The 23,501-nt window shown below is 62.6% G+C and carries 22 protein-coding genes; 11 read left to right on the plus strand and 11 right to left on the minus strand.

Annotated features, from left to right (window positions below; all coding sequences use genetic code 11):
- Position 1: 1 nt before the first annotated feature.
- The gene (gene mnmA, locus ACXYL9_RS02180; protein WP_459037951.1) at positions 2-1,156 is read right to left on the minus strand and encodes a tRNA 2-thiouridine(34) synthase MnmA; all 1,155 of its coding nucleotides are present in this window, start codon (positions 1,154-1,156) and stop codon (positions 2-4) included.
- 173 nt (positions 1,157-1,329) lie between these two features.
- Between mnmA and ACXYL9_RS02185 the strand changes: the two genes are divergently transcribed.
- The 6 genes from ACXYL9_RS02185 (at position 1,330) to ACXYL9_RS02210 (ending at position 8,559) form a co-directional block, all read left to right on the plus strand.
- The gene (locus ACXYL9_RS02185) at positions 1,330-1,641 is read left to right on the plus strand and encodes a hypothetical protein (RefSeq protein ID WP_459037952.1); all 312 of its coding nucleotides are present in this window, start codon (positions 1,330-1,332) and stop codon (positions 1,639-1,641) included.
- Positions 1,638-1,937 (plus strand): CtrA inhibitor SciP, encoded by a 300-nt coding sequence (gene sciP / locus ACXYL9_RS02190; RefSeq protein WP_459037953.1) that lies wholly within the window; start codon positions 1,638-1,640, stop codon positions 1,935-1,937. Before ACXYL9_RS02185 ends, sciP begins: the two co-directional genes overlap by 4 nt.
- 159 nt (positions 1,938-2,096) lie before the next feature.
- Complete coding sequence (locus ACXYL9_RS02195) at positions 2,097-2,360, plus strand: GlsB/YeaQ/YmgE family stress response membrane protein (RefSeq protein ID WP_459037954.1); 264 nt, start codon at positions 2,097-2,099, stop codon at positions 2,358-2,360.
- Positions 2,361-2,605: 245 nt separating this feature from the next.
- Complete coding sequence (locus tag ACXYL9_RS02200) at positions 2,606-3,811, plus strand: efflux RND transporter periplasmic adaptor subunit (protein WP_459037955.1); 1,206 nt, start codon at positions 2,606-2,608, stop codon at positions 3,809-3,811.
- Positions 3,812-3,817: 6 nt separating this feature from the next.
- Entirely contained in the window at positions 3,818-7,285 is a 3,468-nt protein-coding gene (locus ACXYL9_RS02205) for an efflux RND transporter permease subunit (protein ID WP_459037956.1), read from the plus strand.
- A gap of 65 nt (positions 7,286-7,350) precedes the next feature.
- Entirely contained in the window at positions 7,351-8,559 is a 1,209-nt protein-coding gene (locus ACXYL9_RS02210; RefSeq protein WP_459039839.1) for a DUF445 domain-containing protein, read from the plus strand.
- 51 nt (positions 8,560-8,610) lie between these two features.
- On the opposite strand, the gene ACXYL9_RS02215 is transcribed toward ACXYL9_RS02210, so the two are convergent.
- On the minus strand, positions 8,611-9,462 hold the full coding sequence (locus ACXYL9_RS02215; protein WP_459037957.1) for a sterol desaturase family protein: 852 nt from the start codon (positions 9,460-9,462) through the stop codon (positions 8,611-8,613).
- Positions 9,463-9,717: 255 nt separating this feature from the next.
- Between ACXYL9_RS02215 and ACXYL9_RS02220 the strand changes: the two genes are divergently transcribed.
- Together ACXYL9_RS02220 and ACXYL9_RS02225 are read left to right on the plus strand one after the other, a co-directional pair.
- Positions 9,718-10,521, plus strand: coding sequence for an archaeosortase/exosortase family protein (locus ACXYL9_RS02220; protein WP_459037958.1), 804 nt, complete (start codon positions 9,718-9,720; stop codon positions 10,519-10,521).
- Positions 10,499-11,011 carry a hypothetical protein gene (locus ACXYL9_RS02225; RefSeq protein ID WP_459037959.1) on the plus strand — a complete coding sequence of 171 codons (513 nt, stop codon included), beginning with the start codon at positions 10,499-10,501 and terminating at the stop codon, positions 11,009-11,011. Before ACXYL9_RS02220 ends, ACXYL9_RS02225 begins: the two co-directional genes overlap by 23 nt.
- Here ACXYL9_RS02225 and ACXYL9_RS02230 read toward each other — a convergent pair.
- Positions 10,995-11,924 carry an electron transfer flavoprotein subunit alpha/FixB family protein gene (locus ACXYL9_RS02230; protein WP_459037960.1) on the minus strand — a complete coding sequence of 310 codons (930 nt, stop codon included), beginning with the start codon at positions 11,922-11,924 and terminating at the stop codon, positions 10,995-10,997. The two genes, ACXYL9_RS02225 and ACXYL9_RS02230, sit on opposite strands and share 17 nt — an antisense overlap.
- 31 nt (positions 11,925-11,955) lie before the next feature.
- A complete protein-coding gene (locus ACXYL9_RS02235) occupies positions 11,956-12,702 on the minus strand; it encodes an electron transfer flavoprotein subunit beta/FixA family protein (protein ID WP_459037961.1) in 747 nt (248 codons plus the stop codon).
- Between the two features lie 202 nt (positions 12,703-12,904).
- Between ACXYL9_RS02235 and ACXYL9_RS02240 the strand changes: the two genes are divergently transcribed.
- Positions 12,905-13,786 (plus strand): DUF6265 family protein, encoded by an 882-nt coding sequence (locus tag ACXYL9_RS02240; protein ID WP_459037962.1) that lies wholly within the window; start codon positions 12,905-12,907, stop codon positions 13,784-13,786.
- 64 nt (positions 13,787-13,850) lie between these two features.
- On the opposite strand, the gene sucC is transcribed toward ACXYL9_RS02240, so the two are convergent.
- Positions 13,851-15,050 carry an ADP-forming succinate--CoA ligase subunit beta gene (gene sucC, locus ACXYL9_RS02245; protein ID WP_459037963.1) on the minus strand — a complete coding sequence of 400 codons (1,200 nt, stop codon included), beginning with the start codon at positions 15,048-15,050 and terminating at the stop codon, positions 13,851-13,853.
- A gap of 107 nt (positions 15,051-15,157) precedes the next feature.
- On the opposite strand from sucC, the gene ACXYL9_RS02250 reads away from it, so the two are divergent.
- Positions 15,158-15,961, plus strand: coding sequence for a 3'(2'),5'-bisphosphate nucleotidase CysQ (locus tag ACXYL9_RS02250; RefSeq protein ID WP_459037964.1), 804 nt, complete (start codon positions 15,158-15,160; stop codon positions 15,959-15,961).
- Between the two features lie 72 nt (positions 15,962-16,033).
- On the opposite strand, the gene ACXYL9_RS02255 is transcribed toward ACXYL9_RS02250, so the two are convergent.
- Entirely contained in the window at positions 16,034-16,729 is a 696-nt protein-coding gene (locus tag ACXYL9_RS02255; RefSeq protein WP_459037965.1) for an OmpA family protein, read from the minus strand.
- A 167-nt stretch (positions 16,730-16,896) separates the two neighbouring features.
- On the opposite strand from ACXYL9_RS02255, the gene ACXYL9_RS02260 reads away from it, so the two are divergent.
- Entirely contained in the window at positions 16,897-18,201 is a 1,305-nt protein-coding gene (locus ACXYL9_RS02260) for a hemolysin family protein (RefSeq protein WP_459037966.1), read from the plus strand.
- A 42-nt stretch (positions 18,202-18,243) separates the two neighbouring features.
- Here the strand turns inward: ACXYL9_RS02260 and ACXYL9_RS02265 are convergent, their stop codons facing one another.
- Genes ACXYL9_RS02265 through ACXYL9_RS02285 form a run of 5 tightly spaced genes read right to left on the minus strand, consistent with a single transcriptional unit; the run spans position 18,244 to position 23,486 of the window.
- Positions 18,244-18,654: a DUF3035 domain-containing protein gene (locus ACXYL9_RS02265; RefSeq protein ID WP_459037967.1), complete on the minus strand. Its 411-nt coding sequence runs from the start codon at positions 18,652-18,654 to the stop codon at positions 18,244-18,246.
- Between the two features lie 5 nt (positions 18,655-18,659).
- A complete protein-coding gene (lspA, locus tag ACXYL9_RS02270; protein WP_459037968.1) occupies positions 18,660-19,199 on the minus strand; it encodes a signal peptidase II in 540 nt (179 codons plus the stop codon).
- Positions 19,199-22,039 (minus strand): isoleucine--tRNA ligase, encoded by a 2,841-nt coding sequence (gene ileS / locus ACXYL9_RS02275; protein ID WP_459037969.1) that lies wholly within the window; start codon positions 22,037-22,039, stop codon positions 19,199-19,201. The genes lspA and ileS overlap by 1 nt, the downstream gene beginning before the upstream one ends.
- Positions 22,040-22,098: 59 nt before the next feature.
- Positions 22,099-23,022 carry a bifunctional riboflavin kinase/FAD synthetase gene (locus tag ACXYL9_RS02280; protein ID WP_459037970.1) on the minus strand — a complete coding sequence of 308 codons (924 nt, stop codon included), beginning with the start codon at positions 23,020-23,022 and terminating at the stop codon, positions 22,099-22,101.
- Positions 23,022-23,486, minus strand: coding sequence for a dihydrofolate reductase (locus ACXYL9_RS02285; RefSeq protein WP_459037971.1), 465 nt, complete (start codon positions 23,484-23,486; stop codon positions 23,022-23,024). The genes ACXYL9_RS02280 and ACXYL9_RS02285 overlap by 1 nt, the downstream gene beginning before the upstream one ends.
- Between the last annotated feature and the right edge of the window lie 15 nt (positions 23,487-23,501).

The following is a 23,501-nucleotide window of genomic DNA, read 5'->3' on the forward strand; positions in this document are numbered from 1 at the left end:
TTCAGTCTACTTTCTGTGTGCTTTCGATCCAGCCGCCGCCAAGCACCCTGTCACCGGCATAAAGCACTGCTGCCTGTCCCGGTGCAACGCCATACTCGGGGGTCGCGAACCGGATGGTCGTGGCCAGGCCTTCACCCAGCGGTCCATCGAGAACGATTGGGACGGGCTTCGCCAGCGAGCGGACCTTGGCAGTGATGGGCGTGTCGGGCATCGGCCCGATCCGGTTGGTTTCGATAACCCGGGCGGCATTTACTGCCAGCATCGGCTTGGGACCGACCCGGACTTCACCAGCTTCTGCATCCAGCCCAACCACGTAGAGCGGTTCCGGCTGGCCGCCGATGTCGAGGCCGCGGCGCTGGCCCACGGTATAATGGATGATGCCCTTGTGCTCGCCCAGCACCGTGCCGGTGCGGGCGTGGACGATCTTGCCGGGCTGCCCGCCTTCGGGACGCATCTTGCGCACGATCTTGGCGTAGTCCCCGTCGGGCACGAAACAGATGTCTTGGCTGTCGGGCTTGGCAGCGTTGCGCAGGCCCGCCGCCTCGGCCAGCTCGCGGACCTGGCTCTTGGGCAGGCCGCCCAGCGGATAGCGCAGATAGGAAAGCTGTTCGTCGGTCGTGGCGTAGAGAAAATAGGACTGGTCGCGGGCCGGATCGATCGCGCGGTGCAATTCGGGGCCGGCCGGGCCGATCACCCGGCGGACATAATGCCCAGTGGCGAGGCAGTCCGCCCCCAGTTCGCGCGCCATGCGCAACAGGTCTGTGAACTTGGGACCCATGTTGCAGCGAATGCAGGGCACCGGCGTGCGTCCGGCGAGGTAATCGTCGGCAAACTGTTCAACCACCTCGTCGCGAAAAGCGCTTTCGTGATCATAAACATAGTGGGCGATGCCGAGCCGGTCAGCCACCGCGCGAGCATCGCGGATATCGTCGCCAGCGCAACATGCGCCGGTCCGTCCGGTGGCAGCACCATAGTCATAGAGCTGCAGCGTAATGCCGATGACTTCGGCCCCGGTGGCGTGGGCCAGCGCTGCGACAACCGACGAATCGACCCCGCCCGACATCGCCACGACGATCCGGCAATCTGCGGCCGGACGCGGCAGGTCGAACAGGTCTGCTGCCTGCGCTGCAGGGGGGAGGAGGGCGGGGGCTGTCATGATCGGCGCGCCATACACCGGGTTGCCGCCTGGATAAAGGGGGCGCTGCACCTGTATGCTGTGCCGCCCTCAAGCAGTGTTCGACAATGGTTTACGGGCCGTTCGTCAATCCTAACTGCGGGTAAACCGGCGCTTTACCCGATCTTGACGCCTGCGGGTGTAGAGCCCTGATCATGTTCGAAGGAAATATTCAATTACACGAACCCGGCCAGTCCCGCCACGGCGGCGATTTGCAGGCGGTCACGTGGCCGGATCTGGTCGCCAAACTGGCTGCCCGGCGCGATCTGCGCGGCATCCTGATGGCGCGCGGACCAGGCAGTCGCGCCGCCAGCTTCAATGCCGGGGCCGCCGCTTTGTTGGCCGGCCAACTCGACGAAATACCGGATGTTAACCGTGATGCTTTAAGCGATGGCAAATATCCGGGACCACAACAGGCCGGCGCCGCAGTATTCGGGGCTACACAGGGCGACCGAGAGACACGATGATCGAGAACCAGAAAATTCGACCGGCACAGGTAATCGGCCCGCTAGGCGAGCCGCTGACGATCGACGACCTCCCCAAGCCCAACACCAAGCGCTGGGTCGTGCGCCGCAAGGCCGAAGTCGTGGCCGCCGTGAATGGCGGGATGCTGACGATCGACGAAGTGCTCGAGCGCTACAACCTCACGCTGGAAGAGTTTGCTTCCTGGCAGCGTGCGGTTGATCGCTCGGGAATGCAGGGCCTGCGGGTCACGCGCATCCAGCATTATCGCGATCTTTACGAGCGCCAGCTCAAATACTGACGCCTGCTTTACCCACATCCAGATTAGGCGAAAGCGCGCATCTGCGCTAACCAGCGCCTTGCCTGACGGGGCCAAAAAAGGCTTCGGGAACCGGTTTGCCGGGTCCTTCGTTGGGAGAGGGACTGACCTTGGGGTCAGATAAGCAGGGAGTTTATTCGCATGGGCTGGATTATAGCAATTATCGTTGGCGGTGTCATCGGCTGGCTGGCAAGCCTGGTCATGAACCGCGATGCTTCAATGGGCATCTTCTGGAACATCGTTGTCGGCGTTGTCGGCTCGTTTCTCGGTAGGTTCATCGGATCGCTCATCGGCGTCGGTGCGACTCTTACCGAATTCAGTGTACCGGGTCTGTTGATGAGCCTTGTAGGCGCCATCGTGCTGCTCGGCATTGTCAACTTGGTTCAGCGCGGCAAGGTGCGGTAAGCACTTCGACCACGCGAGCAATATGACGGGGTCGCCCTTGTGGGCGGCCCCGTTTTGCATTGTGCCTCTCCTGTCCGGTGCTTCGTCCAGCGTATATTGCTGTTGGTAGACGATACGATTGCGCTCGCCGGGTGCCGCGACTAGGCCTTATGGAAACTGGGTTGCATTGCGCGCACTGACTTGCACTAGGTGACTTAGGCAGGTAATACAGCCCCGGCCCACTCTCGGGCAGCGACGGGAACACGATGAATCAGCAGAGCGAGATACGCGGCGATACGCCGGTCGAACTGGGCAGCGACGGGATCGACAGCGCCGCATGGAACGTGCAGCGCAAACGCCCTTGGTTGTGGGTGATGGCCGCGCTTCTGCTGATTGGCGCCATCGGCGCGGCCGGTTGGTATTTCACACAAGGTTCCGGCGCGGCTGTGCCCGCGGCTGACAAGGATGATAGCCAGGCTCCACGCATCACGGTGATCACGCCAGGCCAGGCAACCATCGAAGGCACTGTTACGGCGACCGGCACATTGGCCGCGCGGCGCGAAATGCCCGTCGGCATTGTCGGCGAGGGCGGGCGCGTCGTCGCCGTCCCTGTCGAACAGGGTCAGTGGGTACGCGCAGGCCAAGTTCTCGCTTCGATCGATCGCTCGGTGCAGAACCAGCAGGCCCGCGCGCAGGCCGCCCAGATCGAGGTCGCAAAATCCGACGCCAACCTGGCTCAGTCCAATCTCGACCGGGCGCTTCAACTTGTCGAACGCGGCTTCATCTCCAAGGCGGATGTCGACCGGCTTACGGCCACGCGCGATGCTGCACGCGCGCGCGTGCAGGTAGCGCAGGCCCAGTATAACGAGCTGCTGGCCCGCAACGCCCGTCTCAATGTCGTTGCGCCAGCCTCCGGGTTACTGCTCGAACGCAATGTCGAACCCGGCGCCACCGTCAGTGCCGGCTCCGGCCCATTGTTCCGCATCGCCCGTGGCGGTGAGATGGAATTGATGGCGCAGGTCGGCGAAAATGAACTGGCTCGCCTTTCTAGCGGGGTCAGTGCCACGGTCGTTCCGGCCGGTACCAGCAAGCAATTCAGCGGCCAGATCTGGCAGCTCGAACCGACCATCGATGCGCAGACCCGGCAGGGCACGGCGCGGATTGCCCTGCCCTATGCCCCCGAACTGCGCCCGGGCGGCTTCGCAACCGCCAGAATCGCCAGTGGCACCATCGTCGCACCGATGCTGCCGGAGTCGGCCATCCTGTCGGACGATGAAGGCAGCTTCGTCTTCATCGTCGACAAGGATAACAAGGTTCGCCGGCGGGGGGTCACCACCGGTATCGTGACGCCGGGCGGGGTGGCAGTCATCGAAGGGCTGAACGGCAGCGAGAAAATCATCCTGCGCGCTGGCGGCTTTGTCAGCGAGGGGATCGTGGTCGTGCCCCAGCTCGAAGGCAAGGGCGGGAGCTAGCCCGATATGAACTTCCGGAACATTTCTGCCTGGTCGATCCGCAACCCGGTGATCCCGCTGGTGATGTTCACCGCGCTGCTGTTCGCCGGTTTGATCAGCTTTTCGCGGATGGACGTGGTCAACAATCCAGATATCGAGTTCCCGGCAGTCACGGTCAATATCTCGCAACCCGGCGCTGCGCCGACCGAGATCGAGAACCAGATCACCCAGCGCGTCGAATCCGCCGTGCGCTCGATCAATGGCGTCAACACCATCAATTCGACCGCCAGCGAAGGCAACTCCAATACCTTCATCGAGTTCGAAATCGGCACCGACGTCAATGATGCGGTGTCCGAGGTCAAGAACGCCGTCGACGGCGTGCGCGGCAGCCTGCCCGACGGCATTCTCGAACCGCGTATCAGCAAGGTCGAGATCGCAGGCGGCTTCTTGGGCATTTTCGCCGTCGAAGCCGACGACATGACGATCGAGCAGTTGAGCTGGTTCATTGACGATTCCATCGCCAAGCGGTTGCTGGCGATCGAAGGGATGGCCGAAATCAACCGTTTCGGCGGGGTCGACCGCGAGATCGAGGTCATTCTCGACCTGCCCAAGATGCAATCGCTGGGGGTCACCGCAAGCCAGATCAACGGCGTGCTGCGGCAGACCAATATAGACGCGGCCGGCGGCGCCACCGAAGTCGGCGGCACCCGCCAGTCGGTACGCGTATTGGGCGCGACCGAGAGCGCCTACCAACTCGCGGAGCAGCCGATCCAGCTCGGCAACGGTCGCACCATCAAGCTGTCCGAAGTCGCCACCGTGCGCGACGGTTACAGTGAGCGCACCTCGATTTCCGAAGTGCGCGGCAAGGAAGTCGTCAATTTCGCCATGTCGCGCGCCAAGGGCGCATCCGACGTGACCGTATTCTACGAAGCGCAGGATGCCATCGCCGAGATCGAAGCCGACAATCCCGGGGTGCGTTTCATCCCGTTGTTCAACACGGTCAAATACACCGAAGAGCAATATGAAAGCTCGATGGCGGCAATGATCGAAGGCGCAATCCTGGCCGTGGTGGTGGTGTTCTTCTTCCTGCGCGACTGGCGCGCGACGGTCATCTCGGCCATCGCCATCCCGCTGTCGGCCATTCCGACCTTCTGGTTCATGGACCTGTTGGGTTTCAACCTGAACCAGCTCTCGCTGCTGGCGCTGGGCCTGGTGGCGGGGGTGCTGGTCGACGATGCCATTGTCGAGATCGAGAACATCGTGCGCCACATGCGCATGGGCAAGACCGCCTATCAGGCCAGTATTGATGCGGCCGACGAGATCGGCCTGCCAGTGGTGGCGACCAGTTTTTGTATCGTCGCGGTGTTCCTGCCGGTCGGCCTGATGCCGGGAATTTCGGGCCAGTTCTTCAAGAATTTCGGCATCACCGTCGTCATCGCGGTGCTGATGAGCCTGGCGGTGGCGCGCATGATCACGCCAATGCTGGCGGCCTATTTCCTCAAGGCCAAGGGTCATGCTGCGCATGGCGAGGGACCGATGATGGACCGCTATATGGGCGTGCTGCGTTGGTCGCTCAATCGCGGCAAGATGTATGCTGCCCGCGCCGACCTGCCCGGTCCGCGCAACAGGTTTCTGTATGTGCTAACGTTTATCCTGGTTCTGCTGGCGTTGATGGCAGTACCGGCGGCTGCAGTTTTCGCCGCCTGGGGCGCGCTGGCGAAGCTCGCCTATCCCACCGCCATCGCCACCGGAATCTTTGGCGATGCGGGCGAGGGGGTTGGCTTCATTCTCGACCGGCTGCTGAGCATGCTTCAGATGACCCTGGTATTGGCTCTTGGCCTCGTTGCCGGATACCTGTTTCTGAAACTGCTGGGCTTGTTGAGCCGGATCTTCGGTCAGCGCATTCGCGACGTTTGGACCTACCTCTCTGCGCGCTTTCTCGACCATCGGGTGTGGATGCTGGCGACCGGCTACTTCGCCTTCCTGCTCACCATCCTGCTGTTCATGAGCACGCCGACCCAGTTTCAACCGACCATCGATGATGACAACAGTCGCGTCGAAATCGAGATGGTGCCTGGCACCACGCTGGAAACGACCAAGCGGGTGGCCGACCAGGTCGCCATCCTGCTGCACGAACAGCAGGAGGTGGAGCGCGCGCTCAAGCGGGTGCGCCAGGGTAATGCCACGATCTATATCTCGCTGCGCGATGATCGCGAGCGGACCTCGATCGAATTCGAGCGCGATCTTGCGCCGACCCTGTCGCAGATCGCCGATGCGCGGGTGCGGTTCCAGTCGCAATCGGGTGGGTTTGGCAGCGGGCGCGACCTGACGGTAATGCTGGCCGGGTCCAATCCCGAACTGCTGGATGAAACCGCCGCCACGCTGGTCGAGCAGATGAAGGCGATCGACATGCTGGTCGCCCCGCGGATCAGCGCCGACATCAACCGGCCAGAGCTTGTCATAACACCGCGCCCCGAGATCGCTGCAGAACTGGGCGTTACTACCGCCGCGCTGAGCCAGACGATCCGGATCGCCACGATGGGCGAGATCGAGCAGAACGCGGCCAAGTTCTCGCTGTCGGACCGGCAGATCCCGATCCGCGTCAAATTGCCTGAAAGCTCGCGTGAGAACCTGGTCACCATCGAGAACCTGCCGGTCCAGACCCGTACCGGCGGCTCTGTTCCGTTGGCGCGCGTGGCCGACATCAGCTTCGGTTCTGGACCGACCGCGATCCAGCGCTACAACCAGAACCGGCGCGCGCTGGTCGGTGCCGATCTCGCACAGGGTGTGGTCAAGGGTGAGGCACAAGCGGAAATCGACAAGTTGCCGATCCTGCAGAACTTGCCTCAAGGCGTGGTGCGGGACGTCGTCGGCGAGGATGCCTGGCAGCAGGAATTGATCAACAGCCTGATCATTGCGGTCATCTCGGGCGTGCTGCTGGTCTTCGCCGTGCTGGTATTACTCTACAAGAGACTGATGAGTCCGCTGGTCAACATGACCAGCCTCGCGCTCGCGCCACTGGGTGGCATCCTGCTCGTCTGGCTGGTCGGCCAGGCGCAATCGATGCCGGTTTATATCGGCATCCTGCTTTTGCTGGGCATCGTGTCCAAGAACTCGATCCTGCTGATCGATTTCGCAATCGAGGCGATGGACGCAGGCGTGCGCAAGTTCGATGCCATCGTCGATGCCGGGCACAAGCGCGCCCAGCCGATCGTCATGACCACGGTAGCGATGACCGCGGGCATGGTGCCGATCGCCTTTTCCGGCCTGCTCGGCTCGGGCGATGGGGCATGGCGCGCGCCGATGGGCACAATGGTTATCGGCGGACTGATCATGTCGACGTTGCTTACTCTGCTGATCGTCCCCGCAGGCTTCAGCTTGGCGGACGGGCTGGAGAAACGTATGGGGCCATGGATGCGCCAACGTTTCCTCACATACCGGCCCGGTGACGACACGCGTCCGCTCGGCGAGCCGGAGGTTGCTCCAGCCGAGTGAAGCCGCTCTCTCGCCAGCCCGAAGATGTGGCCGCCGCCGACCTGCTGGCCGACCGCGCGCGGTCCATGCGGATTACAGCGACATTGATGCTGGTGGTGATGGCGGCGATCTTCGTGGTCACCCATCGCCTGCTCGATCTCCACCCGGCCTGGGGCTACGTCAACGCGTTTGCTGAAGCGGCCATGGTCGGCGGACTGGCCGACTGGTTCGCCGTCACGGCCCTGTTCCGTCACCCGCTCGGCATACCTATCCCGCACACTGCGATCATCCCGTCCAACAAGGACCGGATCGCCGACACGATGGCGCAGTTCCTGCGGTCCAATTTCCTCACCCCGGCGGTCGTCGCTCGGCGGATGCAGGCGATGAATGTCGCCCGCGGCGTCGGCGAATATCTCGTCACACCGGGTGACGAGAACCGCTCGCGTATCACCGGCGGGGCGGCCGAGCTGATGGCCGAAGTGCTCGAATCGCTCGATCCCGACCGCCTCGGCAACCAGGTCCGCACCGGGCTTGCCGGGCAGTTGGCCAAAATCGACGTCTCGCCGCTGGTTGGGCGGATGCTCGAAGGGGCGATCACCGACAATCGGCACATGCCCCTGGTGGACGGGTTCATTCGCTGGGCCGGGCTGACGCTGGAAGACAACGAGGAAACGGTGCGCGAGATCATCCACCAGCGTGCCAATGCCGTGCTACGCTGGACCGGGCTCGACGAGCGTATTTCGGCCTCGGTTCTCGATGGGCTGTACCGACTGCTGGCCGAGGTGCTGGTCGATCCCGAACATCCCTTGCGCAGCAAGATCGAAGAGGGGCTGCAAAAACTCGCCGATGACTTGCAGTCAGATCCCGAAACGCGCGCGAAGGTCGAAACGATCAAGCGCGATCTGCTGGAAAATCCGGCGGTGGCCGAGTGGTGGATGGGGGTGTGGGAGCGTATCCGCCGCTCGCTGATCCGCCGTGCGCGCGAGCCCGACAATGTGCTGGGCGAGGAAATGCGCAAAGGGTTGGCCGAACTGGGCAACGCGCTGCTCGGCGATGCCCGGCTACAGCACCAGATCAATCGCTTCGCCCGTCGCACCGCGGTCGGCATCGCCACTCGCTATGGCGACGAGATCGTCCGGCTGGTGTCGGAAACGGTCAAGCGCTGGGACGCTACCACTGTTACCGACCGGATCGAGGGCGCGGTCGGCCGCGACCTGCAGTTCATCCGCATCAACGGCACACTGGTGGGTGGGTTGGTCGGGCTGACGATACATTTTCTGGTGAAAGTCACCTGAGCCGATGGTTCGGCAGGCCTGAGATCGCCCGCGGACGCGCCGACCGTCGCGCTAATTCGCTTCGGGCATGGTTTCCGTCCGGTCGGCTCCATGTTCGCCCGGGTTGCGCAGCGGGAGCATGAGCTGGGCCAGCAGATTGCCAGCCAACCGGTCATCGAGTTCACCCAAGCCGATGCGTCGTGGCTCGCCTTCTGCCGGTTCGACAAAGCTGCCAAACAGCCGGTCCCAGATTATCAGCAGATTGCCGTAATTGCTGTTGGTTTGCCGATGCTGGGCGCTGTGATGGATGCGATGGATTTCGGGGGTTGCGAGGAACCGGCCCAGCGCCTTGGCCAACCGTGGATGCATCTGCCCGTCGATATGCTGCCAGTAATGGGCAGCCACCAGCAGCATGTCGACTATCGCCACGGCCCAAACGGGAAACCCGAACAACACCGTCACGCCGGCAAACACCGCCAGGCGGGGGACCAAATCAAGTGGATGCTCACGCAAGGCCAGTGACAGGTCGACATGCGTGTCGCTGTGATGGACCCGGTGGATCCGCCACAGGAGCGGCCAGGCATGGCTGGCCCGATGGTACCAGTATTGGGTAAGTGTCCTCACCAGCACTGCCGCGGCGAACACTGCCCACCACGGAAATGAAACGAGGTTGAACAATCCGTAGCCTGCATCCATCGCCCATGCTGCGGCAATTATGCTGCTGAACGGGATGACGAGACCGAACAGTGCCGTGCAGGCTATCAAGCCGAAATTGGCGACCAGCCGACCGTTCCCCGCAGGGTATTCCTGGTCATGACCTTTGAGAATGGCCTCGAGCAACATGGCTACAAGGAAGCAGGCAACGATAAGCAGAGCCATCGATTGCACGATCCATTCGCCAATCATCTCAAGCCCGTACTGCATGCTATTCCCTTGTCCGCCATCATAGGGTCTGCCACAAGAATGTGGCCGCGCCTAGTTGCGGGACATGGAGAGAGAATATGCAAAGCCGGATTTGTTTTGTTTTGGCCGCGGCAGCGATTGCTGCACCTGCTTCCGCCGGAGCAGCTGTACCGACACCTGAAGCTGGCGCAGGATTGCTTGCTCTTGCGGCCATCGGCGCAGGCTATGCATGGATGAGGAAGCGGACCCGCTAAACCCAGCGGCCTGTTTCAAGTGATGATTTCGCGTGCGCCAGCCTATGCTGTGGCGCTCGTTCTGCTGATCCTCAACGCCGACCCGCTCCCGATATTGTCAGCTTGGGGAACCTCGTGGAGCGAGATGACTTTCTCGTTGTTCGGGATCAACGCCATCGTCTGGCTTGCCCTGGCCACGATTCTGGTCCTGGCAACCCGCGCGAAGAATGACGATCGGCTAAGACCCGTGGACTGGTTGTTCCTGACTGGCGCAGCCATCGCATGCCTGCTGCCAATCGGGGCGCCTGCCGCAGTCGTATTGCTGGGTATTGCCGTGTGGCTGTTGTGGGACTCACCGCGCAAAGACGCCGTGTGGGGCATGGGCCTGATAGCACTGGCAGTCACCGGGCGAGTGTTCTGGAGCAAGGTCGGGCTGGCGCTGTTCGGCGGCCTGATTACCAGTGCGGAAGCCTATGTGATCCCGGCTCTGACAGGGGTGCCCACCAGCGGTAATGTCTTCTCGGCAAACGATGGCACGATGAACTTCGTGGTGATCGGTGGATGCTCTTCGCTGGCAAATCTCTCGCTGGTTGCAATCCTGGCGGTCGCGGTGACCCAGCTTTTCGATCTCAGGTTCGGGCGCGAAATGTGGATCGCGGTGGCGCTGGGCGCGATTGCCACGATCGCGATCAATGCAGTCCGGCTGGGCTCCTACGCCTACCGGCCGGATCTCTACGATTATCTGCATGTCGGGACGGGTGCGGTCCTGTTCGGCCACGCCACTTTCCTGGCCATCGGCGCGATCGTGCTCTGGGGGGCGCACCGTGCAATTCCTGCGGCTCGCTAGCATTGCGATCTTGCTTGCCGGAGCGACCCTGGCTCTCAAGCTGGAAGCGCAGGAGAACTGGTCGGCAGCCGATCAGGCTGGCCTCTATCGTGACATAGCAAAGGACATGCACGGTGACGGCTACAGTTCGGCAATCGCCCCTCACATGCTGTTCGCCTATCTCACGCTGGAGCGTGATGGCTGCCGCGCCCTCATCGCGGAAATCGACCCGGACGGAACCACGCTGGCGCGCATGCGCCGCGATGCCCGTGAGGTCGGGCCAGCTAAACTAGTGTTTCGGGGCAGCGAGGTGGACGCCATACCTCGCTTCGGCCCCCAGTTTCGTACGCTGATCCAGCGCAATGCCGCCGTGTTCGGGGTCAAGATGACGCGCGACCCGGTCTTGCTTCTTGCCACCAATGGTCGCTGCAAAGTTGGGCCGCGCGATCTTGCGGGATATGAGATAACGATGAAAAGCCGCGCCGAAGGCGTGCTCAAAGCTTCTCGGTAAGCTCCGGAACCACCTTGTAGAGGTCGGCGACCAAGCCGATATCTGCCACCTGGAAGATCGGCGCGTCCTCGTCCTTGTTGATGGCGATGATGGTCTTGGAATCCTTCATACCTGCAAGGTGCTGGATCGCGCCGGAGATACCGATGGCGATATAGACTTCCGGTGCCACGATCTTGCCGGTTTGGCCGACCTGATAATCATTGGGCACATAACCGGCATCGACCGCAGCACGGCTGGCGCCGATGCCTGCACCCAGCTTGTCGGCCAGCGGGGTGATGATCTGTTCGAAGGTCTCTGCATTCTTCAATGCACGGCCACCCGAAACAATGACCTTGGCGCTGGTCAGTTCGGGGCGCTCGCTCTTGGCGATCTCCTGGCTGACGAAGGTGGACAGGCCGGCATCGCCTGGGCCTGAAATCGCTTCAACAGTACCCGAACCACCTTCGGGGGCGGCCTTGTCGAAGGCCGTACCGCGCACGGTGATGACGAGCTTTTCATCGCTCGACTGGACGGTAGCGATGGCATTGCCGGCATAGATCGGGCGAGTGAAGGTCTTGTCGCCCTCGACAGACAAAATGTCCGAGATCTGCATCACGTCGAGCAGCGCGGCCACGCGCGGGGCGATATTCTTGCCGGTAGTTGTGGCAGGCGCGACGAAGGCGTCGTGGTGGCCCATCTGGTCGGCGACCAGCGGAGCGACATTTTCAGCCAGCGCGTGCTCATAGGCCGGATCGTCGGCGAGATGGACCTTGCCGACACCGGCAATCTTGGCTGCTTCATCGGCAACTGCCGCGCAGCCCGAGCCGGCGACCAGCAGGTGCACTTCGCCCAGTTGCGATGCGGCGGTGACGGCCGCGAGGGTCGCGTCCTTGACGCTCTGGTTGTCGTGTTCGACCCAAACGAGAGTTTTCATAACTGAATCCTTGTGTTCTGTGTCGGCCGCCTCAGGCGATGCCGAGGGCCTTGATCTTGGCGACCAGTGCGTCAACGTCTTCGACCTTTTCGCCAGCCTGGCGGACGGGCGGTTCGGCCACGTGGGTGGTGGTCAGGCGCGCAGTCGTGTCGACCCCGAAATCGGCCGCCGTCTTGGTGTCGAGCGGCTTCTTCTTGGCCTTCATGATGTTGGGCAGCGAAGCATAGCGCGGCTCGTTGAGACGAAGGTCAGTGGTGATGATCGCGGGCAGCGTCAGCTTGACGGTTTCGAGACCGCCGTCGACTTCGCGCTTCACGGTGACGGCGTCGCCTTCGACCTCGACCGTATTGGCAAAGGTGCCCTGCGGACGGCCCATCAGGGCTGCCAGCATCTGGCCAGTCTGGTTCGAATCGTCGCTGATCGACTGCTTGCCGAGCAAGACGATGCCGGGCTGTTCTTCGTCGGCGATGGCCTTGAGAATCTTGGCGACAGCCAGCGGTTCGATTTCATCATCGGTTTCGACAAGGATCGCGCGGTCGGCGCCCATGGCAAGCGCGGTTCGCAGCGTTTCCTGCGCCTTGGCCGGGCCGATCGAAACCGCGATGATTTCTTCTGCCTTGCCCGATTCCTTGATGCGGATGGCTTCCTCGATCGCGATCTCGTCGAACGGGTTCATGCTCATCTTGACGTTGGCGAGGTCCACGCCCGAACCGTCGGCCTTGACCCGCGGTTTGACGTTGTAATCGATCACCCGTTTGACGGGGACGAGGATTTTCATGGGAGTTCCTTCCTCTGGACAAAAGCTCTGGCCACGACCTAGCTTGCGTTTACGTAAACGTCAAGTAAGCCCTCGGCGCGGGGTCTATCGGTTCAACACTTGGTGAACCCCTCGCGTTCCGCGAAGCCGAGGTCAACATCTTTGGCGCTCGGATGTGCTACACTTGCTTCCGAGTCATGAAAGGGGGAAGGACGCCTTGACCATGTGGAAGGTGATTTTGATGCCGATTCTGGCGCTGTCCGGGGCCCAGGTATCAGCGCAGGAAACGCGCATGGGCGAGGAAGGCTTCGAATCGCCGCCCGCCACGATTGCGCAAATGGACTGGCTGGTCGGCCAATGGTCGGGCACCGGCATTGGCGATGCACCGGCGCAGGAAAGCTGGCTGCCCCCGGTTGGTACCACAATGGTCGGCACCTTCGTGCAGGCAGATGAGGCAGGAGCGATTCGCTTCACCGAGCATCTCTATCTGTCCGAGGAAAACGGCACGCTGGTGCTGCGGCTCAAGCATTTCAATGCCGATTTGACCGGGTGGGAAGAGAAGGACGACATGCTGACCTTCCGCCTTGTCGCAGTCGAACCGTGCGCTGCCTATTTCAACGCGCTCACCCTGCGCTGCGCCGATCCGGAGATTCCGGGCACGGGGATCGTCGCGGCGGTGCGGATGAAGAGCAGCAAGCCCGAACCGCAGGAACTGGTGTTTCGCTTTGATGCAGCGAAGGGCGCCGAACCAGCGCGTTGTCCGGACGCCATGACGACAGTCGGGATCAACGAATGCCTGGGGACGGTCATGGGCAGGGCCGACATGAGGCGCCGGCAGTATCTCGGCGCTGCCCTGGAACGTCACGGCGACAATCTCGAGCTGCGCTCCCTCATCGAGGCGAGCGGCGTCCTGTTCCTGCGTTACCGCGATGCAGAATGTCGTGCCGTGGCAGAAGATTGGCAGGAGGGAACGATTGGCACTGCCATGATACTATCGTGCTTCATCGAGATGACTGATCGACGCACGCATGCCATCTGGCAGAACTGGCTGACCTTCATGGACAACACACCGCCACTCCTGCCCGAACCGCACCCGACGCCGTAGACAGCAAAAAAGCCGCGCCGATCTCAAACCGGCGCGGCTCTTGCCGTTCGGTTGATCAGGTTGGCTAAGCCGCCTGCTTGACCTCGGCGACGATCTTGCGGGCGGCGTCGCCCAGATCGTCGGCGCTGACGATGGGCAGGCCGGAATTGTTGAGGATTTCCTTGCCCGCTTCGACATTGGTGCCTTCAAGGCGGACCACCAGCGGGACGGACAGGTTCACGTCCTTGGCCGCCTGTACGATGCCGTTGGCGATCACGTCGCACTTCATGATCCCGCCAAAGATATTGACGAGGATGCCTTCGACCGCCGGGTCCTTGAGGATGATCTTGAACGCAGCCGTCACCTTTTCGGTGGTCGCGCCGCCGCCAACGTCGAGGAAGTTGGCCGGGAAGGCGCCGTTCAGCTTGATGATGTCCATCGTCGCCATCGCCAGGCCTGCGCCATTGACCATGCAACCGATGTTGCCGTCGAGCTTGATGTAGGCGAGGTCATATTCGCTGGCTTCGACTTCGGCCGGGTCTTCCTCGGTCTCGTCGCGCATCGCCTCCACGTCCTTGTGGCGGTAGAGCGCATTGCCGTCGATGCTCATCTTGGTGTCGAGCACCAGCAGGTTGCCGTCCTCGGTTTCGACCAGCGGATTGATCTCGAGCATTTCGCAATCGAGATCGACGAATGCAGTATAGAGCTGCTTGGCCAGCTTCTGTGCCTGCTTGTTGAGATCGCCCTTAAGCTTCAATGCGAAGGCCACCGCGCGGCCGTGGTGGGGCATGAAGCCCTGCGCCGGGTCGATGGTGATGGTGGTGATCTTTTCAGGCGTCGAATGCGCGACTTCCTCGATATCCATCCCGCCTTCGGTGGAGACGATCATGCCAACCTGGCCACTGGCGCGGTCAACCACCATCGAAAGGTAGTATTCCTTGGCAATGTCGACACCGTCGGTGACATAGAGGCGGTTGACCTGCTTGCCCTCGTCGCCGGTCTGCACGGTTACCAGCGTGTTGCCGAGCATCTCCTTGGCATTCGCTTCGACATCTTCGATGCTCTTCGACAAGCGCACCCCGCCCTTGGCATCAGGGCCGAGCTCCTTGAACTTGCCCTTGCCGCGGCCACCGGCGTGGATCTGGGCCTTCACCACATAGAGCGGGCCGGGAAGCTGCTTTGCTCCCTCGACGGCTTCCTCGACAGACAGGGCTGCGTGGCCGGCCGGGATGCCGATACCGTATTTCGCGAGGAGCTGCTTGGCCTGGTATTCGTGGAGATTCATGGCGGGATCCTGTCGCTTGTGACTCGGGAGAATTCTTTCGCCGCGCCTAAGCATGGATCGGCGCGCTTGAAAAGTGGCTGCGCCGATAGCATTGCTTGGCAGTCAACATGATCGATCACACACGCCTCCAGGCCATCGTCCGCGAAGCGGGCGCTATCGCCCACGCCCACTGGCCCGGTGCTGGCCATGCCTTGGAAAGCTGGGAGAAGCGGCCGGGCGATCCGGTGTGCGAGGCCGACCTAGCCGTCGACAGCTTTCTCAAGCGCGAACTGGCCGCGCTCCTGCCTTCCGCCGGATGGCTGTCGGAAGAGACTGTCGATGCGCCCGGTCGGCTCGCCAACCGGTTGATATGGCTGGTCGATCCGGTCGACGGGACACGCGATTTCATCCGCGGCCGCAGCGGCTGGGCGGTCTCTGTGGCACTGATCAGCGAAGGCCGGCCGCTGATCGGGATGTTGTCGGCACCTGCGCGCGGCGAGGAGTGGGTCGCGGTGGCGGGCAAGGGCGCCCAGCGCAATGGCACCACCATCAAGGCTTCGCGGCGTGCCGATTTTGCCGGTGCCCGTGTCCCGGCCGACCAGTTGATGCAGGAAGACCGGGTGCTCGAAATGGTCGACAAGCCCAACTCCATCGCCCTGCGGGTTGCGATGGTCGCAGCCGGTGACGCCGATATCGTCGCCACGCTGCGATGGGGATTCGAATGGGATATCGGCGCCGCGACACTGATCGCGCGCGAGGCGGGGGCAGCCATTAGTGATGCCTTTGGCCAGCCGCTGGATTACAACAAGCGCGATCCGCGCAGCTTTGGATTGCTGGTAACGGCCCCTGCCATCCATGCCGATGCGGTGGCGCATCTGCACGATCGCGCGATGCTGATTGCTGCCAGCAAGCGTCCCGAGATCAACACCTAGCCCTCCGCAAAGCAAAAGGGCCGGCATTGCTGCCGACCCTTCGCTTGGTATCGCAAGCCTTGTTGGCTTGGCTTAGTTGCTCTTCGCCTTGCGGACATCGTCCTGGCTGACAGGAATGATCTTGATTTCAACGCGGCGGTTGAGCGGCTCGTTGATGCCGTCGCCGGTTTTGACGCGCAGATATTCATACTGCTCGCCAAAGCCCTGCGTGGCCATCCGCGACCGGGCAACCCCGCGCGCGGCGAGATAATCGGCCACGGCCTGCGCACGCTGCTGGGACAGGCGCATGTTGAAATCGGCCGAGCCGGTGGTGTCTGTGAAACCATAGACGTCCACCAAGCTGTTGGGATATTTCTTGAGGCTCTCTGCCACCCGGTCGAGCGTCACATAGAAGCCCGAGTTGATGCTGGCCGAGCCGGTCGCAAAGGTCACGCCGTCGGGCAGACGGACGAGAATTGCATCCTGGTCGCCCACTTCCTCGACTTCGACGCCGCTACCCGCGGTCTGCTCGTCGAGTTCCTTGATCTGGTCGTCGAAATGATCGCCCAGAACCGCACCGGCGGTACCGCCGATGCCGGCACCGATGATCCGTGCTGCATCGCCGCCGATGGCACCGCCGAGCAGGTAGCCAAGCGTGCCGCCCAGCGCTGCGCCTACTGCCGTGCGTGACACCTTCTTCTCGCCGGTGTTCGGATCGGTGACACAGGCCGAGGCGCCCAGCAGCGATACGATAGCCACGGACGACAGGATTTTCTTGGATGTTTTCATTGTTGAAGTCCCTCTTCCATATACGCGGGTCGTCCGCGCAGGATCGCCGACACCGCAAAGGTGCCCGATATATGTTCAACCGTCAGAACCGCGCTAAGTTCCGATTGTGCAGGTGAATGTAGCATGAGGCTGGCATGCCCTGTTATTTGTGCTAGCGCGACGGGACTGTGACACCCTTTCCCTGGCCCGACCTTTTCATCATTTCCGCGCTGATCCTGCTCAACGGGGTTTTCGCGATGTCCGAGCTGGCGATCGTCTCGGCCAAGCCGGCGCGCCTGCGGTCCAAGGCTGACAAGGGCAGCAGCGCGGCACAGACCGCGCTCGACCTGGCGGCGCATCCGGGCAAGTTCCTGTCGACCGTGCAGATCGGGATCACGCTGGTCGGGATCATTGCCGGCGCGTATTCGGGATCGAGTCTCGGCGGTCCGGTTGGAGAGCGGCTGGAAGTCTGGTTCGATCTCGACACTGCGACCGCAGCGCAGGCCGGTTTCGTCGTGGTGATCGCGCTGACAACATATTTCAGCCTAGTCATCGGCGAACTGGTTCCCAAGCAGCTGGCGCTGCGCGCTGCAGTGCCGATCGCGTTGTTGATGGCCAAGCCTATGCGCTGGATCGCGCGAATCGCCGCCCCGGTGGTGTGGATACTCGATACCTCGTCCGGCGCTATCGTCCGTTTGTTCGGCATCCGCCCCGGTGGACAGGGATCGGTCACGGCCGAAGAACTGCACATGATGTTCACAGAGGCGACCAAGACCGGCGTGCTGGAGGAGGAGCAGAGTGCAATCCTCACCGGCGTGGTGCGGCTGGTCAAGCGGCCGGTGCGGGACATGATGACCCCGCGGACCGAACTCGACTGGATCGATGTCGCTGCCGACCAGGAAGCGATTTCGCTCGCGATTGCCGAAAGCCCACATTCGTTGCTGCCAGTGGCGGATGGCTCGCCCGACAAGATCCTGGGCGTGGTGAGGATACGCGAAGTGCTGGCCCAGCAGGTCGCTGGACGCCCGGTCGATCTCTCTGCCCTGATGAAGCGGGCCGAGGTCATCCCAGACCAACTCGATGCAATGGATGCCCTGCGCGTGCTGCAACAGGCCGAGATCGCGATGGCGATGGTGCATGATGAGTATGGCCATCTCGATGGCATCGTCACCCCGGTCGACCTGCTGACTGCAATGGTCGGCGATTTCGCCAGCGACCAGGACCAGGGCGAACGGCCCGAGGTTCTTGAGCGCGAGGACGGATCGCTGCTGGTGTCAGGTGCGCTGTCGGCCGATACACTCGCTGACCGGCTCGGCCTCGACTATGGCGACGACCGCGAATTCGCAACTGTTGCGGGTTATGCGCTGGCGGTGCTCAAAAAGCTGCCGGCCGAGGGCGAAGTCTTCACCGACCAGGGCTATCGCTTCGAGGTCCTCGACATGGACGGACGCAAGATCGACAAGCTGCTGGTAAGCGAAATCACCAAGGATTGACGAAGGGGTCGCGCACCGGACGGCGCACGACCAACCTCGATATCAACCAGGGATAACAGCCTGCGCGGCCTGTCCGTCGCCTTCAGGTGCGGCGATGATGTCGCGGGTGACGCGGCCCTTGGCGACCGTGTTGGTGCCGGGATCGCCGACCTTGGAGCGAATGCCTGGCTCGGCTTCACCTGCGCGGCTCAGAGCCGAGCTTTCGACCGCCGAGCGCGGGGCGGGGCCACCGAACAACACGTCGAGCGCCTGTTCTGCCGCGGTTCCTTCAGACGGACGCGGCGCGCCGGGGGTCGGCGGTTCGAGGTTGAAATCGGGCGGTACCACCAGCGGCGCCTGCCGCTGCACGGCGAATTCATCGGGCCGGTCGCGGTTGAGGAAACCACCGCCGCCACAGGCGGACAGCATCGCGCCGCCGGTAGCGAGCAGGATCAGGCTGGAAAACTTGTTCATGGGCATCAACTCTCTGTCGGCGTCGGTTCCGACGGTTCTGGCTCGCTCTTCGCTGGCGTCTTTTCGGACAGGAAGAACGATCGGGCAAGGATTATCAGCACGCCGATGGTAATGGCGGCATCGGCGATGTTGAAGATGAGGAAGGGACGAAATGCGCCGAAATGCAGGTCGGCATAGTCGATGACATAGCCCCATTCATAGCGGTCATAGATATTGCCGAGCGCACCACCAAGGATCAGCGCCAGGCCGAAGATATCGCCCTGGGCCCGCTCGCGCAGCATCCACACCAGCACCACCACCGCGATCAGCGCGGTGCCGGCCACCAGGCCCCAGCGCATTTCCGGGCTGGTCGCCTCGAACATGCCGAGCGAGATACCGAAATTGCGGGTCCAACGCAGGTCGAAGAACGGCAGCAACTCGTATACGCCAGGCGGCTGGTTGAGCTCGAGCTGCACACGGACGATCCATTTGACCCATTGATCGACGGCGCAGATCAGCGCCGCGAGGGCGAGGCCGAGCAGGCGATTTTTCCAGACCCGGTCCATTATGCGTCCATCCCTTCAACCACATCCTCACAACGATCGCACAGGTCGCCGTCTTCCGCGACATCGGGAAGCAGGCGCCAGCAACGGCCGCATTTGGCCTCGGTCGAGCGGGTGACGGTCACCGCGTCGCCTTGCCCGCGGGTGACTGACGCGGTGATGAACAATTCGGCCAGGTCTTCATCGCTGAAGCCTTCGGGCACATCGGCTTCGGGCACGACCACGTCGGCCTCGTTGCTCGATCGGATGGTTTTTTCGCGCCGCAGCGGCTCGATCGCCTCGTTGACCCGCTCGCGCAAGGCGCGCAGCTTGTCCCACTTGGCCCCATCGGCGGTCACGCCGGGGACGGGGGGCCAGTCGAGCAGATGGACGCTGCCGCCATCGGGATAGCGCGTCGTCCACACTTCTTCGGCGGTGAACACCAGCACCGGCGCGGCATAACGCACCAATGCATGAAACAGCAGGTCGAGCACGGTGCGATAGGCATTACGCTTGGTCGAATCCTGCCCATCGCAATAGAGGCTGTCCTTGCGGATATCGAAGAAGAACGCCGACAGGTCCTCGTTGCAGAAATCGACCAGCAGGCGGGTGTAGCTATTAAAATCGTAAGCCTCGATCGCCGCGCGCAGCTTGCCGTCTAGTTCCGCCAGCAGGGCAAGGACATAGCGTTCGAGCTCGGGAACCTCGCCGCTATCGCCCATGTCTCCGACGAAGCCGTCGAGTGCGCCGAGCAGGTAGCGGAATGTGTTGCGCAGGCGGCGATACTGGTCGGCGACACCTTTGAGGATCTCATCGCCGATGCGGTGATCCTCGGTGAAGTCGACGCTCAGCGCCCACAGCCGGATGATGTCGGCGCCATATTGCTCCATCACCTTCAACGGATCGACGGTGTTGCCGAGTGACTTGGACATCTTCTTGCCCTTGGCATCCATGGTGAAGCCGTGGGTCAGCACCTGGTCGTAGGACGCGCGGCCGCGGGTGGCGCAGCTTTCGAGCAAGGAGGACTGGAACCAGCCACGATGCTGGTCGCTGCCTTCGAGATAGAGATTTGCGGGCCAGCGCTGGTCGGGCCAGCGATCGCCTTCGAGCACGAAGGCATGGGAGCAGCCAGAATCGAACCAGACATCGAGGATGTCGGTGACCATCTCGAAATCGTCGGGATCGTGCTCGGAGCCGAGGTATTCGGCCTTGCGATCCTCGGTCCAGGCGTCGACGCCCTGTTCGCGCACGGCGGCGACGACGCGAGCATTGACCTCGGGGTCTTGAAGATAGGTGCCGTCGGGACGGACGAACAGCGTGATCGGCACGCCCCAGGCGCGCTGGCGCGAAAGCACCCAGTCGGGGCGGCCTTCGACCATCGATCCGATCCGGTTACGGCCCTTGGCAGGGAAGAATTCGACCCGGTCGATCTCGCCCATGGCGCGGCTGCGAAGCGTACCGCCGCCGTCCAGTTCCTTGTCCATCGGTACGAACCATTGCGGGGTGCAGCGATAGATGACCTTGGCTTTCGAGCGCCACGAATGCGGGTAGCTATGCGCGTAATCGGCGCTTGCGCTCAGCAGCGCTCCGGCTTCGCGCAGGTCCGAACAGATCGGCCCGTCGGGGGCGTTGAAATTGGCATTGATGACCGCGCGGCGGCGTTCATCCGAGCCGCCCAACCATGGCCAGTCGTCGCGGTACAGCCCGCCATCGTCGACCGCGAAGACAGGGCCGAGACCGACGGTCTTGCACAGGTCGAAATCGTCCTCGCCATGGTCGGGCGACATATGGACGAGGCCGGTGCCGCTGTCCGTGGTGACGAAATCACCCGGCAGGAAGGGACGGGGCTCCGCATAGAACCCGCCGAGATGGTGCATCGGGTGGCGGGCGACGGTCCCGTCGAGGTCTGATCCTATGACCATATGGCGATCCGCCCAGTCCACCACGTCACTGGTAGATGCGATGCCACCCTGATCAGGAGCATCAACTATCGTCAGTCCCGTGCGGTTTAGAAACTCATCCCGAAGCTCATGCGCGACTAGGTATTTTTTGCCATCGCTCGCATGGACAAGATCGTAAGAAACGGAGGGCCCATAAGCCAAAGCCTGGTTCACCGGGATCGTCCACGGCGTAGTCGTCCAGATCACCGCATGCGCGCCAACCAGCTCGGGGATTGGGCTTTCCGTGATCTCGAAAGCCACGTCGATCTGGGTCGAGGTGATGTCCTCATATTCGACTTCGGCTTCGGCCAGTGCGGTCTTTTCGACCGGGGACCACATCACCGGCTTGGCGCCGCGATAGAGATTGCCGGCCTCGGCGAATTTCATCAGCTCGGCAACAATGGTCGCCTCGGCCTGGAAATCCATCGTCAGGTAGGGATTGTCCCAATCGCCGGTGATGCCGAGCCGCTTGAACTGCTCGCGCTGCACATCGACCCATTTCTGGGCATAGGCGCGACACTCGGCGCGAAACTCGGCCGCAGGCACCTCGTCCTTGTTTTTCTTCTTCTTGCGGTACTGCTCCTCGACCTTCCACTCGATCGGAAGGCCGTGGCAGTCCCAGCCCGGAACGTAAGGCGCGTCCTTGCCCAGCAGCGTCTGGCTGCGCACGACCATGTCCTTCAGCACCTTGTTGAGCGCATGGCCGATATGGATCTCGCCATTGGCGTAGGGCGGGCCGTCGTGGAAGATGAACTTCTCGCGGCCCGCGCGCTCCTCGCGCAATTGCTGGTAGAGGCCTTCAGATTCCCACTTGGCCAGGATGCCCGGCTCCTTCTGCGGGAGGCCGGCCTTCATGGGAAAATCAGTCTTCGGCAGGAAGACAGTATCCCGGTAATCGCGCTTGGTGGTGTTGGGATCGGACATAGTGGCTGGCCGTTAGGCGAATTGTGCGGCGCGATAAAGCCCGTTGACGGCTGCGCGCATCATCCGAGCAATCGCCGCGCTTCCTCGCAATCCTTCTCCATCTGCTCGACCAGCGCGTCGAGACCGTCGAATTTCGCCTCGCCGCGCAGGAAATGATGGAATGCGACCTCGATTTCCTGGCCGTAAAGATCGCCCGAAAAGTCGAAGAAGTAAGGCTCGAGCAGTTCCTTGGGGGGTTCGAATTGCGGGCGGATGCCGATATTGGCGGCGCCTTTCAACTCCTCGCCCGTCGTCAGGATGCGTCCGGTCACGGCATAGATGCCATAGCGCGGGCGCAGATAGCTCTCGATATGGATGTTGGCGGTGGGATAGCCGATCTCGCGCCCGCGCTTGTCGCCATGTTCAACCACGCCGCGAATGGCGAAGGGGCGGGTCAGCAGCCGGGCTGCCAGTTGCGGGTCGCCTTCGCGCAGGGCGGTGCGAATGCGGCTGGAGGAAATCACGTCGCCATCGCCAACCGGGGCGACGGTCTGGCAGGCGAGGCCCTGCTCGGCTCCGAATCCCTCGAGCAGCGCGACATTGCCTGCCGCGCCCTTGCCGAAGGTGAAGTCCTCGCCCGTCACCACGCCGTGCGCACCGAAGCGTTCGATCAGGATGTCGGTGATGAAATCCTCGGCGCTGGTGCCGGCGAGGTCGCCGTCGAAATGGAACACCAGCATCGCGGTGGCCCCGGCGGCAAGATAGAGCTCCTGCCGCTGTTCGAGCGTGGTTAGCCGAAACGGCGGCGTGTCGGGCCGAAAGAACCGCACCGGGTGCGGATCGAAAGTGGCAATGATGCTGGGCCTGCCCTCGCTATGCGCCCACTCGATCGCCTCGCCAGCCACGGCCTGGTGGCCGCGATGGAATCCGTCGAAATTGCCCAGCGCGATGACCGCCCCGCGCAAGGGTTCGGGAACGGGATTTCGATGATCGAGCCAGCGCATCAGCAGCGCTCATAGGTGATGAAGGAATAGGCGGGAAGCGGGTCTTCCGCCGGATGGTCTTGCCGTGCCACCTCGATCCAGCCCTCGCCCGGAGCGTCCATGAAGGTGTCCCCTGCGTAATCAGCATGGATCTGCGTCAGCTCGATCCGCGCGGCCTGGTCCTCGAACAGGGCGTAGATTTCCGCGCCGCCGATGATCGCGACCGGGTCGCTGCCAGCCTTGGCAAGCGCGTCAGCGGGCGTGTGGACGACTTCAGCGCCTTCGGCTTGCCAATCCGCCTCGCGCGTCAGCACGATATGGCGGCGGCCGGGCAGCGGGGCGGGAAAGCTCTCGAAGGTCTTGCGACCCATGATCATGGCATGGCCCATGGTCAGCGCCTTGAAATGCCTGAGATCGGCCGGCAGGTGCCACGGAATCGCTCCCTTCTTGCCAATCGTGCCATTGGCAGCGCGGGCATAGATCATGAAGGGGGCAAGCGA

It is taken from the genome of Qipengyuania sp. CAU 1752, assembly GCF_054482615.1.